This is a genomic window from Komagataeibacter melaceti (genome assembly GCF_003403295.1).
Lineage (GTDB): Bacteria > Pseudomonadota > Alphaproteobacteria > Acetobacterales > Acetobacteraceae > Komagataeibacter > Komagataeibacter melaceti.
Genome location: NZ_QUWV01000045.1, coordinates 49,815 through 63,987 on the forward strand (window position 1 = coordinate 49,815; position 14,173 = coordinate 63,987).

At 64.8% G+C, this 14,173-nt stretch carries 12 protein-coding genes; 10 read left to right on the top strand and 2 right to left on the bottom strand.

Features of this window, described 5'->3' with window-relative positions:
* The 8 genes from tmk (at position 1) to DY926_RS06175 (ending at position 9,661) form a co-directional block, all read left to right on the top strand.
* On the top strand, positions 1-654 hold the full coding sequence (tmk, locus tag DY926_RS06140; RefSeq protein WP_116702565.1) for a dTMP kinase: 654 nt from the start codon (positions 1-3) through the stop codon (positions 652-654).
* Complete coding sequence (locus tag DY926_RS06145) at positions 647-1,609, top strand: DNA polymerase III subunit delta' (RefSeq protein ID WP_116702566.1); 963 nt, start codon at positions 647-649, stop codon at positions 1,607-1,609. The genes tmk and DY926_RS06145 overlap by 8 nt, the downstream gene beginning before the upstream one ends.
* Complete coding sequence (gene metG / locus DY926_RS06150) at positions 1,606-3,144, top strand: methionine--tRNA ligase (RefSeq protein WP_116702567.1); 1,539 nt, start codon at positions 1,606-1,608, stop codon at positions 3,142-3,144. Before DY926_RS06145 ends, metG begins: the two co-directional genes overlap by 4 nt.
* Entirely contained in the window at positions 3,141-3,938 is a 798-nt protein-coding gene (locus DY926_RS06155; protein ID WP_116702568.1) for a TatD family hydrolase, read from the top strand. The genes metG and DY926_RS06155 overlap by 4 nt, the downstream gene beginning before the upstream one ends.
* A gap of 4 nt (positions 3,939-3,942) precedes the next feature.
* Complete coding sequence (locus DY926_RS06160; RefSeq protein WP_116702569.1) at positions 3,943-4,728, top strand: MBL fold metallo-hydrolase; 786 nt, start codon at positions 3,943-3,945, stop codon at positions 4,726-4,728.
* A 155-nt stretch (positions 4,729-4,883) separates the two neighbouring features.
* On the top strand, positions 4,884-6,386 hold the full coding sequence (guaB, locus tag DY926_RS06165; RefSeq protein ID WP_116702570.1) for an IMP dehydrogenase: 1,503 nt from the start codon (positions 4,884-4,886) through the stop codon (positions 6,384-6,386).
* A gap of 37 nt (positions 6,387-6,423) precedes the next feature.
* Positions 6,424-7,719 (top strand): RsmB/NOP family class I SAM-dependent RNA methyltransferase, encoded by a 1,296-nt coding sequence (locus DY926_RS06170; protein ID WP_116702571.1) that lies wholly within the window; start codon positions 6,424-6,426, stop codon positions 7,717-7,719.
* Between the two features lie 94 nt (positions 7,720-7,813).
* A complete protein-coding gene (locus DY926_RS06175) occupies positions 7,814-9,661 on the top strand; it encodes a cation:proton antiporter (RefSeq protein WP_116702604.1) in 1,848 nt (615 codons plus the stop codon).
* On the opposite strand, the gene DY926_RS06180 is transcribed toward DY926_RS06175, so the two are convergent.
* Positions 9,648-10,103, bottom strand: coding sequence for a L,D-transpeptidase family protein (locus DY926_RS06180; RefSeq protein ID WP_116702572.1), 456 nt, complete (start codon positions 10,101-10,103; stop codon positions 9,648-9,650). The two genes, DY926_RS06175 and DY926_RS06180, sit on opposite strands and share 14 nt — an antisense overlap.
* Positions 10,104-10,309: 206 nt before the next feature.
* On the opposite strand from DY926_RS06180, the gene DY926_RS06185 reads away from it, so the two are divergent.
* Positions 10,310-11,029 (top strand): response regulator transcription factor, encoded by a 720-nt coding sequence (locus DY926_RS06185; RefSeq protein WP_116702573.1) that lies wholly within the window; start codon positions 10,310-10,312, stop codon positions 11,027-11,029.
* Between the two features lie 76 nt (positions 11,030-11,105).
* Here DY926_RS06185 and DY926_RS06190 read toward each other — a convergent pair whose 3' ends face one another.
* Positions 11,106-11,900: an exodeoxyribonuclease III gene (locus DY926_RS06190; RefSeq protein WP_186336096.1), complete on the bottom strand. Its 795-nt coding sequence runs from the start codon at positions 11,898-11,900 to the stop codon at positions 11,106-11,108.
* A 380-nt stretch (positions 11,901-12,280) separates the two neighbouring features.
* Between DY926_RS06190 and uvrC the strand changes: the two genes are divergently transcribed.
* Positions 12,281-14,167, top strand: coding sequence for an excinuclease ABC subunit UvrC (uvrC, locus tag DY926_RS06195; RefSeq protein WP_116702575.1), 1,887 nt, complete (start codon positions 12,281-12,283; stop codon positions 14,165-14,167).
* The last annotated feature ends 6 nt before the right edge of the window (positions 14,168-14,173 follow it).

The following is a 14,173-nucleotide window of genomic DNA, read 5'->3' on the forward strand; positions in this document are numbered from 1 at the left end:
ATGGCTGGCCTGTTCATTACGTTTGAAGGCGGCGAGGGGGCGGGCAAGTCCACACAGGCCCGCCTGCTGGCCGAATTCCTGCGCGCGCAGGGGCATGACGTGGACCTGACGCGGGAGCCGGGCGGCACGCCGGGGGCCGAGGCGCTGCGGGATTTCCTGCTGTTTGGTGGTCATGACCTGTCAGCCCGGGCGGAGGTGCTGGCGCATTTCGCCGCACGCGCCGACCATGTGGAACGTCGCATCCTGCCTGCCCGCGCGCAGGGCCGGATCGTGATCTGTGACCGCTTTGCCGATTCGACCGAGGCCTATCAGGGTTACGGGCTGAGCCATGGCGACCCGGCACTGCTGGACATGATCGGCCGCCTGCGTGGCCTGATCCCGGCGGCACCCGACCTGACCTTTGTGCTTCAGGTGCCGCCCGCCATCGCCCAGGCGCGCATGGCCGGGCGCGGCAATGCCCGGACCGACCGTTACGAGGCGCTGGACCCCGCCTTCCATACCCGCGTGGCGGAAGGGTTCGACATCATCGCCCGCCGTGACGCCGCGCGCTGCCACCGCGTGGACGCCAGCGGCCCGATGGAAAGCGTGCAGCAGGCCATCCGCGCGGTGCTGGCGCCGTATCTGGACGGGGCGGGCAGGGGGGCGGATGTCTGATCCGCGTACCTGCCGCCAGCTTTTCGGGCATGATGCGGCGTGGCGGGAATTCCTTGCCGTCATCCGCACCGGCAGGCTGCACCACGCATGGCTGCTGACGGGGCCGGAGGGGATTGGCAAGGCCACCATGGCCTTCATGATGGCGCGCGTGCTTCTGGCCGCGGAAGATCATGACAGCCCCGTTGGCCGCCGGGTCAGCGCGGGCACGCATGCCGACCTGCTGGTGATCGCGCGCGGAATGGATGAAAAACGCCACCGCCTGCGCCGTGAGATCGTGGGAGATGACATACGCCCCATTTCCGCCTTCCTGCGCCGCACCGCGGCGGAGGGCGGCTGGCGCGTGGTGATCGTGGATGGCGCGGAATACATGAACCGCACGGCGGCCAACGCCATCCTCAAGATCCTTGAGGAACCGCCCGAGCGCGCCATCCTGATCCTGACGACCTCCGTGCCGGGCCGCCTGCTGCCCACCATCCGCAGCCGCTGTCGGGTGCTGGGCCTTGGCGCGCTGGATGACGCGACCATGCGCGCCGTGCTGTCACACATGCCTGAGGCCCCTGATGCGGGGACGATGGACAGCATCATCGCAATGGCGCGGGGGGCGCCGGGCAAGGCGCGGGAACTGCTTGACGGTGATGGCGCCGGGGTCGCCCGGCTGGTGGCGCGGGTCATGAACGGTGACGCGGGTGAGGCCGGGGGCTATGACATAGCCGAGCAGGTCACAAGACGGGAAAATGGTTTTTCCGTCTTTTTCGATCTGCTGTGTAATGCCATATCTGAAAAAACGCGTGATCTGGCCCGGGATGCGGCCGTGATGCGTGAAAGAGATCTCCGCCCGGCCCGCCTGGCCCTGCTGTGGCAGGACATGGTACGGCTGCGCGCGGAAACCGAACAATTCAATCTGGACAGGCAGCAGGCGGTTTTAACGGCGCTTGCGCGGGTGAGTGAAACATGACACGGCGCTACTACGTCACCACACCAATCTATTACGTGAACGGGGCGCCACATATCGGCCACGCCTATACCTCCGTCGCGGCGGACGTGATCGCGCGCTTCAAGCGGCTTGCGGGGTTCGATGTCTTTTTCCTGACCGGAACGGACGAGCACGGCCAGAAGGTGGAGCAGGCGGCACAGGCCGCGGGCATGGAACCCATCGCCTTTGCCGATCGCGTCGCGGCCGATTTCCGTGACATGTACGACAAGATGGCCATCTCGTATGATGATTTCATCCGCACGACCGAACCCCGCCACGCGGAGGGTGCCTCCGCGCTGTGGAAGCGGCTGGAGGAAAACGGCCATATCTACCTCGGCGCGTATGAAGGCTGGTACGCGCTGCGCGATGAATGTTTCTATGGCGAGGACGAACTGGTCACCGGCCCCGACGGCACCAAGGTCGCACCCACGGGTGCCGCCGTGGAATGGGTGAAGGAGCCGTCCTACTTCTTCCGCCTTTCCGCCTTTGGTGACAGGCTGCTGGAACTGTATGAAAACCAGCCCGGCTTCATCGAACCCGCAAGCCGTCGTAACGAGGTGGCAAGCTTCGTGCGGCAGGGGCTGCGCGACCTGTCCATCAGCCGCACCAGCTTCAACTGGGGCATTCCCGTGCCGGGCGATCCGAAGCATGTGATGTATGTGTGGGTCGATGCGCTGGCCAATTACCTCTCCGCCGTGGGTTTCCCCGATGAAACGGCGGCGCGGTGGGATTTCTGGCCCGCCAACCTGCATCTGGTGGGCAAGGACATCCTACGCTTCCACGCCATCTACTGGCCCGCGCTGCTGATGGGGGCAGGGCTGGAACTGCCCCGGCGCGTGTTCTCGCACGGGTGGTGGACCATCGAAGGCCAGAAGATGAGCAAGTCACTGGGCAACGTGGTGGACCCGCGTGACCTGGTGGAGACCTTCGGCCTTGATCCGGTCCGGTTCTTCCTGATGCGTGAAATGCCCTTTGGTGGCGACAGCGACCTCAGCCGCCGGGCCATCATCTCGCGCATGAATGTCGAACTGGCCAACGACCTTGGCAACCTGGCGCAGCGCACGCTTTCACAGATCGCGCGCAACTGCGGCGGGGTCCTGCCCGCGCAGGGTACGCACACGGCGGAAGATACCGCCCTGCTGGCCCCGGCCACCCTGCTGCCCCAAATCATGCACGAGCAGATCGACCGTCAGGCCCTGACCGACGCGCTGGAAGAAGTGTGGAAGGTGATCCGCGCCTGCAACGCCTATATCGACCATCAGGCCCCGTGGAAGCTGAAGAAGACCGACAGCGCGCGCATGAATGATGTGCTGCGCGTATTGGCCGATGCGCTGCGCATCATCGCGACCGTGCTCCAGCCCTACATGCCTGACAGCATGGACCGGATGCTGACCCAGCTTGGCGTGGAAGCGGGCGAGCGCGATTTTGCCGCACTCGACACGCCGCTGCCCGAAGGCCGCGTGTTGCCCGCCCCGCAGGGCATCTTCCCGCGTTTTGTTGAACCGGAGGCGACATGACCCGTACGGGGCTGACCGATTCCCACTGTCATCTCGACCATTTTTCCGATGAGGAACTGCCAGAGGTCCTGACCCGCGCGCGGGAAGCCGGGGTGGATGGCATGGTCACCATCGGCACCCGCCTGTCACACGCGGCACGGCAGAAGAAACTGGCGGAACTGGACCGGCCTGACCTGCGGGTATGGTGCTCCATCGGCACCCACCCTGACCATGTGGCGGAGGAGACCCTGCCCGATGCCGCCACCCTCATCGCCATGGCGGATGACCCGCGCGTGGTGGGGCTGGGGGAAAGCGGGCTGGACTACTTCCACGGGCAGGAGGATGTCCGCCCGCTGCAGCAGGAAAGCTTTCGCGTGCATATCGACGCCGCACGCCAGACCGGCCTGCCGCTGGTGATCCATACGCGTGAGGCGGATGATGACATGCTGGCCATCCTGCGTGACGAGACGGAGCGCAACGGGGCCTTTCCGTTCCTGATCCACTGCTTCTCCTCCGGGCCGGAACTGGCGCGGGGGGCACTGGAGCTGGGGGGGTATATCAGCTTCTCCGGCATCGCGACCTTCAACCGCGCGCAGTCGGTGCGTGACGTGGCACGCGACGTGCCCGCTGACCGCCTGCTGGTCGAGACCGATTCGCCCTATCTCGCCCCGGTGCCCCGGCGCGGCAAGCGCAACGAACCCGGCTACGTGGCCTATACCGCCCGGGTGCTGGCCGAACTGCGCGGGATGGAGGACGCGGCCTTTGCCGAGATGACCACCCGCAATTTCACCCGTCTGTTCAGCCGGGCGGCCTGACGGCATGGAGGTGATCATCCTCGGCTGTGGCGGCTCGGCGGGCGTGCCCATGCTTGGTGGCCCTGATGGGGCGGGGGAGTGGGGGGAATGTGACCCGGCGGAACCACGCAACCGCCGCACGCGCTCATCCATCATCATAAATGACGGGCCGGGCCGGATGCTGCTGGTCGATACCGGGCCGGACCTGCGCGCCCAGCTTCTGGCGCAGCGGGTCAGTCGGGTGGATGCGGTGCTGTACACCCACGCCCATGCCGACCATATCGCCGGTCTGGACGAACTGCGCGGGGTCAACCGCGTCATCAACGGGCCGCTGCCCGTCTATGGCACGGCGGAGGTGCTCGATGAGGTCAGGGTGCGGTTTGACTACGCCTTCCGCCCCTGGACACCGCCACGGATCATCCGCCCCATCCTTGAGGCTCATGCCGTCAGCCTGCCGGAGCGGCGGGTCATGGCGGGGATGGAGGTTGACCTGTTCAGCCAGCAGCATGGCTGGACCGAAACGCTGGGCCTGCGGGTGGGACCCATGGCCTACTGTACCGATGTGGTGGAACTGGATGACGGCGCGCTCGATACGCTGCGCGGGGTCGATACGTGGCTGGTGGACTGCTTCCAGCGCGTGGAACATTCCTCCCACGGGTGGCTGGAGCGGGTGCTGTACTGGCGCGACATCATAAAGCCCCGCCGCACCGTGCTGACCCATATGGGGCCGGACATGGACTGGGGCTGGATGCAGGCCAACCTGCCTGATGGGGTCGAGGCCGCGTATGACGGATTGCGCCTGTACGCCTGAACACGCGTCGCCTGACGCGGATAATTCCGACATATAAAATGCAAAGCATGCGCGTAATGCTTGCCAGCGGCCCGTTCGCACCCTATGAGGGTGCGCCAACGGTCGGTGACCCGAGGCGCGGGGAAGCCGCCATCTGTTGACGAGGCCCCTGCATCATGTCTTCCACACCGAAAAATACATCCGCCCCCCGCATCGAGGACCGAATCCGCGAGGCGCTGGCCTTTGACGACGTGCTGGTCGTGCCGGACGAATCGAATGTCCTGCCTTCGCAGACATCGACCAAAACCCGGCTGACCCGCAAGATCACCCTCAACATCCCGCTGGTTTCCTCCGCCATGGATACCGTGACCGAGGACAGCATGGCCATCGCCATGGCCCAGAACGGCGGGCTGGGCGTGATCCACAAGAACCTGACGATCGAACAGCAGGCCGAGCAGGTCCGTCGCGTCAAGCGCTTCGAATCCGGCATGGTGGTCAATCCCGTCACGGTCTATCCCGACCAGACGCTGGCCGAAGTCAACGCGATCATGTCCCGCCATGGCATAAGCGGCCTGCCGGTCGTGGAGCGCGAGACCAACCGTCTGGTCGGCATCCTGACCAACCGTGATGTCCGCTTCGCCACCGACCCGGGGCAGCGCGTCTATGAACTCATGACGCGTGAGAACCTCGTGACCGTGCGCAACAACGCCGATCGTGACCAGGCCCGCCAGCTCCTGCACCGCCACCGGATCGAGAAGCTGCTCGTCATTGATGACGAGGACCGCTGCATCGGCCTCATCACTGTCAAGGACATGGACCGCGCCGTCCAGTACCCGCAGGCCAACAAGGACAGCCTCGGCCGCCTGCTCTGCGCGGCCGCGACCGGCGTGGGCGATGACGGCGTGGCCCGTGCGAGCGAACTCATGGCTGCGGGCGTGGACGTGCTGGTGGTCGATACCGCGCATGGCCATTCGGCGGGCGTTCTGAAAACCATCGAGCGCCTGCGCGCCATCGAGAACGATATCCAGATCATTGCCGGTAACGTCGCAACCCCCGAAGCCGCCCGCGCGCTGATCAACGCCGGGGCGGACTGCGTAAAGGTCGGGATCGGCCCCGGCTCCATCTGCACCACGCGCGTGGTGGCGGGTGTGGGCGTGCCGCAGTTCTCCGCCGTGATGGAAACCTCGGCCGCGTGCCATGAGCTTGATGTGCCCGCCATTGCCGATGGTGGCATCCGGACATCGGGTGATATCGTCAAGGCCATTGGCGCGGGGGCGGATGTGGTGATGATCGGCTCGCTGCTGGCAGGCACCGAGGAAGCACCGGGCGAGGTGTTCCTGTATCAGGGCCGCACCTATAAATCCTATCGCGGCATGGGCAGCCTTGGCGCGATGGCGCGCGGATCGGCCGATCGTTATTTCCAGCAGGAAATCAAGGACACCCACAAGATGGTGCCCGAAGGGATCGAGGGCCGCGTGGCGTACAAGGGCGCCATGGGCGCGGTGGTCCACCAGCTTGTGGGCGGGCTGCGTGCCGGCATGGGCTATACCGGCTCCGCCACGGTGGCGGACCTGCAGAAGCGCGCGCGCTTCCGCCGCATTACCGGCGCGGGCCTGCGTGAAAGCCATGTGCATGATGTCTCCATCACGCGCGAAGCCCCGAACTACCGGCAGGACTGATCCTGCCGCCTTAATGACAGCAACGGTTCCATAATCCATGACACCCAGCGCACGGCTTTCCGCCGCCATTGACCTGCTTGCCGCAATGGAGGCGACGCCGCAGCGTCCGGCCGATGCGCTGGCCAACGCCTTTTTCAGGGAGCGCCGCTATATCGGCGGCGGCGACCGCCGGGCCATCTCGGCGCGTGTCTGGCGCATCCTGCGCCACTGGCGGCGGCTGGAATGGTGGATCGGCCGTGCGGGCGTGGCGTTCACGCCGCGCATGCTGGTGCTGGCCATGATGGCGCTGGAACCGGATGGTAAGGAAAACCCCCAGACACTGTTTACGGGGGAACGTTACGCGCCCCTGAGCCTGACGGGGCCTGAACAGGCGCTGTACAACCAGCTCCGTGGCCAGTCGATTACACATGCGGACATGCCGCGCGCCGTCAGGCTGGAGGTGCCGGACTGGCTGCTGCCCCGGCTGGAGCGCACGTTTGGCGATGCGCTGGAGGCGGAACTCGCTGCCATGGAGGGCGAGGCCACGCTCGACCTGCGCGTCAACCTGCTCAAGGGTGATCGTGGCCGGGCGCGCGCGGCGCTGGAGGCTGAGGGCATCCATGCCACGGACACCACCCTGTCCCCATGGGGCCTGCGTGTTGCGGGCCGCCAGCCCATTACATCCAGCACCGCGTTCCGTGAGGGGCTGGTCGAGATACAGGATGAAGGCAGCCAGCTTGTCGTGGCCGCCGTTGGCGCGCGGCCGGGCATGCGGGTGCTGGACTATTGCGCCGGTGCCGCGGGCAAGACGCTGGGCATGGCCATGACCATGGAAAATCGCGGCCATATCGTGGCCTGCGATGTCTCCGAACCGCGGCTGGAGGGGGCGGTGCGCCGCCTGCGCCGCGCCGGTGTGCATAATGCCGAACGCCACCTGCTGGTCACGGGTGATCGCTGGGCGCGGCGGCGCGCGGGCAGCTTTGACCGCGTGCTGGTCGATGCGCCCTGCACGGGCACCGGCACATGGCGGCGCAACCCCGATGCCCGCCTGCGCCTGCGTGAGCAGGACCTGCTGGAACTGACCGCGAAACAGGCGGACATCATGGACCGCGCCGCAACGCTGGTCCGGCCCGGCGGGCGGATGGTCTATGCCACCTGTTCCGTCCTGCGTGAGGAAAATTCGGACCAGATTGCCGCCTTCCTTGCGCGTAATCCCGATTTCTCGCTGGTTGCGCCGGATTCGGTGCATGATGACCTGCCACCGGGCCTGAGCACTGACGGACAGGTCAGCCTGACGCCTCGGCAACATCATACCGATGGTTTTTTTGCTGCCATCATGCAGCGCAAATCCTGATATAAAATATACGAAGGCCCCGATCGTGACGCATGCCCCTGGCTGAAAGCCGGCAGGGCGGCGGGGGCGTTTTGCAACAACGCGGGACATGGGCATGCAGGCCACAAACCTGGCGATCGGAATTCTGTGCGTACTGGGCGGTGGAATCGCCGCCCAGTGGGTGGCGTGGCGGTTCCAGCTTCCGGCCATCGTGCTGCTGTTCGCAATCGGGCTGTTTTACGGGCCGGGGGTGGGGCTTATCCACCCGGCGGCGGCGATCGGCCCTTATTTCCATCCGCTCGTGTCCATGGCCGTGGCCTTTATCGTGTTCGAGGGCGGGCTTGCGCTTGACCTGCGCCAGTGGCGGCAGGCGGGGGAAGGGGTGCTGCGGCTGACAGCGGCGGCCCTGCCCATCAACTGGGTGCTGGGTTCGGTCGCGGCGCATTACGTCGGGCATCTGAGCTGGGGCACGGCATGGCTGTTCGGGGCGATTGTGGTCGTGACCGGGCCGACCGTGGTGCTGCCGCTGCTGCGCCATACCAAGCTGCAGCCACGGGTCGCGGCCTTCCTGCGGTGGGAAGCCATTGTCAACGATCCCATCGCCGCCATTCTGGCCACGCTGGTGCTGGAATGTCTGCTCATCAAGCCATCGTACAGTCCTGGCATGTCGCTTGCGGCGGTGGAAATCGGGCCGCACCTGCTGTTCGCCACCATGTTCGCGATTGGCTGCGGCATCTTTCCCGCCGTGCTGATCAAGTTCCTTTCATCACGCGACATGCTGCCTGAAATCCTGCGTATTCCCATGATCCTGGCCTTCGCCATGGGGGTTGCGGCGGTGTGCAATCTGGTCATGCAGGGGGCGGGGCTGATGGCGGCCACGGTATTTGGCATGGCGCTGGCCAACCTGCATGTAACCGGCATGACGGAGCTGCAGCGCATCAAGGAATCCCTTGGCGTGATCGTGGTGTCATGCCTGTTCATACTGCTGACGGCGGACCTGCAGCGCACGGTCCTGTCACAGCTTTCGCTGTCCATCATGGCGCTTACGTTTACGGTCATGTTCGTGGTGCGGCCGCTGGGCATTTTCCTGTCCACCATCGGCGCCCGGATGTCATGGCAGGAGCGGCTGTTCGTGGGCTGGATCGCGCCGCGCGGCATCGTGGCCGCCGCCGTGTCGGGGGTGATCGGCCTGCAGTTGCATGAGGCGGGCTACCCCGGCGCCAACCTGATCACGCCCGCCGTGTTTGCCCTGATCGCATCGACCATGATCCTGCACGGGTTTTCGCTCCGCCCGCTGGCGCGCGCACTGCGCCTGACGCTGTCCGATGAACCGGCGCTGGCCATAATGGGGGCCAATGCATGGTCCACCAACCTTGCCCGCGTGCTGCATGAGCGTGGCATACCCGTGCTGCTGGTGGATACCTACGCCCCGGCGCTGGACAAGGCCGCGCGCTTTGGCGTGCCGGTGCTGAATGCGGAGCTGCTGTCGGTCGAGGGACAGGAAAGCCTTGAGGAACGTCCCGCCGACTACCTGATCGCCGCCACGCCGGACGCCATCTATAACGGGCTGGTCTGCGCGCGCATGGCGCCGGATCTGGGGCGGCAGCGCGTGTTCCAGGTCAGTCCGGGCGTGGCACGGCTGGACCTGTACCATGGGCTGAGCCGGGATTCGCGCGGCAAGGTGCTGGGGGAGCCGGGCTGGAATTTTTCCCTGATCGACTCCCTTTATGCCCGGGGCTGGCGCTTTGACAGCTTCATTGTGGAGGAGACCGAGGGCGAGGTCCGGATGGAGGAAAAGGAGGGCATGCTGTTCATGACCATCCGCAAGGGCACCGCGATCTGGATTTTCTCCGCCGAGGACGTGATGCAGAACGAGCCTGCCGATGGCGACATCATCGTGATGTTCATGCCGCCCGCCCAGACGGCGGCCCAGCCTGCGGGCGAGGCCCCTATACCGGCCTGACCTCGATTTCCGACAGGCCTGCGGCGAGGAGATCGCGCAGCGCAGGCTCGGCCATGGCGATGCACCCTTCCGTCGGCCTGCCACCTGCAGGTGGCAGGTGCATGAATATGGCGGACCCCGCGCCGGGCCGCACAGGGGCGTCATTATAGCCCAGTACGACGATAATGTCGTAAACGTGATCTTCCCGCCATAACCGCTCATGCCGCGCGGGATGGGGCAGGGTAACGTACTGGTTATAGTCGCGATGGGTCGGATCGTCGCACCAGCCATCGGTCGGGCACAGGGGCTCTACAGGCAGATGACAAACTGGTGATGCAACGCGGTCCGCCCGGTAGAACACCCGCCGCAGGGGCAGAATACCGGCCGGGGTTGCATGATCTCCCTCGATTTTCGGGCTTTTGATGCCGCCCGCGCCGATAATGGCCGGAACGATTGTGCGCATGCAATGCAGTCGTGCATCCAGCCCTGTATTCGTTTGCAAAATTGCGCGTATCATGAATTCCTCTGGGTTGGGCCGTATTTAATGTTATCTCCGGCCCGATCTGGCTGCGTGCGGTGCCATGCCACGGGTTGTGGAACCGGACATGAACAGGCAAGACAGAGACTGGTCCGATAAGGGGCCGGGATTAAAGTGATAAAGAGGGTTCGATGGCAGGAGCACGTCCCATACTGATAGCGGACGACGATCAGACTTTACGTCAAATGCTCGTTGAACAGCTACAGGTTGATGGTGAATTTGAAGCGATCGAGGCCGGCTCCGTCGCCGAGGCCTGGGAGAAACTGCAAGCACCGGGCGCCCGGTTTGACGCGATCATTCTGGATGTTTCCCTGCCCGACGGCGACGGGCGCGATTTCTGCGCCGAACTGCGCCGCAAGGGCAAGCGGATTCCCATCATCATCCTGACCGGCTCCGATGAGGAAACGGATGTGGTGCGGGGGCTGGACGCCGGGGCGAATGACTATGTCGCCAAGCCGTTCCGTATTGCGGAACTTCTGGCCCGCCTGCGTGCACAGATGCGCATTTTTGAAAACAGCGAGGACGCGGTCTTCGCGATCGGGCCGTATATCTTCCGCCCCTCCGCCAAGCTCCTGCAGGAGACGGCCAAGAACCGCCGCATCCGCCTGACGGAGAAGGAAGCCGCCATCCTGAAGTTCCTGTACCGCGCCGGCACCCGTCCCGTGCCCCGCCAGGTGCTGCTGAACGAGGTATGGGGCTACAACGCCGCCGTCACCACCCATACGCTCGAGACGCATATCTACCGCCTGCGCCAGAAGATCGAACCCGATCCCACCAACGCCACCCTGCTGGTGACGGAAGGGGGCGGCTACCGTCTGGACCCGGAAGGCGGCAAGGCGCTTCCTGCCTGATCCTGACGGTTGACAGGCTGTTATCTGACGGGCCGCCCGGTTGCTGGGCGGCCCGGTCTGTTTTCAGGGCTGTGTTTTACACATCCAGATCGACAATGACCGGCACATGGTCGGATGGCTTGTCCCAGTCACGTGCATCCCTGAGCACTTCCATGCCGCGCAGGGCGGGCTGCAGGTCCGGCGTGATCCACACATGGTCCAGACGCCGCCCACGGTTGGACGCACGCCAGTCGCGGTTGCGATAGGACCACCACGTATAGAGTTTCTCACTGGCGGGTACGAAGTGGCGCATGGCGTCAACGAAGCCGGTGTGCTGCCATTTCAGCAGGCCCTCGGTCTCCGGCGGGGTGTGGCTGACGATTTTCAGGAGCTGCCGGTGGCTCCACACATCATGTTCCAGCGGGGCGATGTTCAGGTCGCCCACCAGCACCGTGCGCCGCATGTCCTGCGCGGAGAACCAGTGGCGTGCCTCCTCGATGAAGGCGAGCTTATGCGCGAATTTGGGGTTTTCCACCGGGTCGGGAATATCACCGCCAGCAGGCACGTAGAAATCATGCACATCAATCGCGGCCGCCCCGGTGCCGTGGCGCACGGCGATATGCCGGCAGTCACCGCGCTCACACCAGTCGGGTGTGTCTTCCAGCACGCTGACCGGCTGGCGGGACAGGATGGCGACCCCGTTATAGCCCTTCATGCCCCGGAACACGACGTGATCAAACCCCAGCGCGCGCACGTCTTCCATGGGAAACAGGGCGTCGGGCACCTTGGTTTCCTGCAGGCATATCATGTCGGGCGCCGTGTCCTGACAGAGCCGGGCGAGCAGGGGCATCCGCAGGCGGAGGGAATTGATATTCCAGGTGATGATACGCATATCGGGTGCATTGCCGATCCGGCGCAGGCTGGCAAGGCCCTTTTTGCGCGGCTGCCGGGCCGGGTGGGACAAAAACAGGAACGAATTGCGAAAGGCGTCTGATATTTCGTGTAAAAAGGAAACCGGACATCTGAAACACGTAAATGCCACAATTTGTCCACTTGTGGGGTTGACAGGGCCTGTTTTGCCCAATGTAGCGTGGCTTTTCCGTTTCAGTTCCTGCGCTTACCGATATAGTTATTTTAAATCAATAAGTTAGTATTAATGATGTTTTTTTGGGCAATCCAAGTCGAGGAAAGGAAAACCGCCATCCGCACGTTTTTTTCTGCTGCTGCTCCACAGACTTATCCACACCATCGGTGGATGAACGGCTACCATCCATGACAACCGCCATTTCAGCCCCCCCAACGCGCCCCGTGGGGGTGGAGGCGATTCATCACGCGCTCCAGACCATGCCGCAGTCCCCCGGTGTGTACCGCATGCTGGGGCCGAAGGGGGAGGTGCTGTATGTTGGCAAGGCGCTAAACCTGAAAAAGCGCGTGACCTCCTATACCCATGTCAGCCGCCTGACCGAACGCCTGCGCCGCATGGTGTCCGAAACCGGCAGCATGGAAATCGTCACCACACATACCGAGGCCGAAGCCCTGCTGCTGGAGGCCAACTACATCAAGCGCATGCAGCCGCGGTACAACATCCTGCTGCGTGATGATAAGAGTTATCCATGGATCATGCTGACGGACAAGCATGATTTTCCTCAGATCAGCAAACACCGGGGCAAGCCGGTCAAGGGCGCGTCCTACTGGGGGCCGTTTGCCTCCGCCTGGTCGGTCAACCAGACGCTCAACCTGCTCCAGCGCACCTTCCTGCTGCGCTCATGTTCCGACAGCGAGATGCAGGGCCGTGCGCGCCCGTGCCTGCTGCACCAGATCCACCGCTGCTCGGCCCCGTGCGCGGACCGGATCAGCCGCGAGGACTACGCTGCGCTGGCCGATCAGGCGCGCAGCTTCCTGGCGGGCAAGAACCCGCACATGCGCGAGCAGCTTGTCAGTGAGATGGAGGCCGCAGCCGAAGCACTGGAGTTCGAGCGCGCCGCCGCCATCCGTAACCGCATACGCGGGCTGTCGGCGCTGCAGCAGGATTCGAGCGTGGTCAATCCATCCTCGCTGGTGGATGCGGACATCATCGCCATCTGGCAGATCGCCGGGCAGTCCTGCATCCAGGTCTTTTTCATCCGCGCGGGGCGCAACAACGGCAACCGTGCCTTCTTTCCCAGCCATGCGCGTGACGAGAACGCGCCCGATGTGCTCGCCGCCTTCATCGGCCAGTTCTACGATGACAAGCCGCCCCCGCCGCAGGTGCTGGTCAATCAGGACCTGCCCGAACATGACGTGCTGGCATCGGCATTGAGCCTGCGCAGGGGGCGCAAGGTGGAGATCCTCCATCCCCAGCGGGGCGAAAAGCGCGGTGTAATCGACCATGCCGCAATCAACGCGCGTGAGGCGCTGGAGCGCAGGCTGGCCGAAAGTGCGGGGCAGGCGCGGCTGCTGCAGGGGGTGGCCGACCTGTTCGGGCTGGACGCGCCGCCTGCGCGAATCGAAACCTACGATAACAGCCACATCATGGGCGCCAACGCCTATGGCGTGATGGTGGTGGCGGGGCCGGAAGGTTTCGAGAAACGGGCCTACCGCAAATTCTCCATCAAGGGGCCGGTCACGCCCGGCGATGACTTCGCCATGATGCGCGAGGTGCTGGAGCGCCGTTTCCGCCGCGCGCTGCGCGACCGTGAAGAAGGCAACCGCCCCGAGGACTGGCCCGACATCCTGCTGATTGATGGCGGGGCAGGGCAGTATTCCGCCGTCAGGGCGGTGCTGGATGATCTGGGCGTGACCGGTGTGACGCTGGTGGCCATCGCCAAGGGTCCGGACCGTGATGCCGGGCGGGAATGGTTCCACACCGCTGACCGCCCGCCGTTCCAGCTTCCGCCGCGTGACCCGGTGCTGTATTACCTCCAGCGCCTGCGTGACGAGGCCCATCGCTTCGCCATCACCACGCACCGCGCCGGGCGGTCCAAAACGCTGGTGCGTTCGGAACTGGACGATATTCCCGGCGTTGGTCCGGCACGCAAGCGGGCGCTGCTCAACCACTTCGGCTCGGCGCGCAGCGTGCGGCAGGCGGGGCTGGGGGAACTGGAAAGCGCGCCGGGAATCAACCGCGACATGGCGCGGACCATTTACGGGTATTTCCATCCCGACTGGACAGGAGAGTGAACGGCT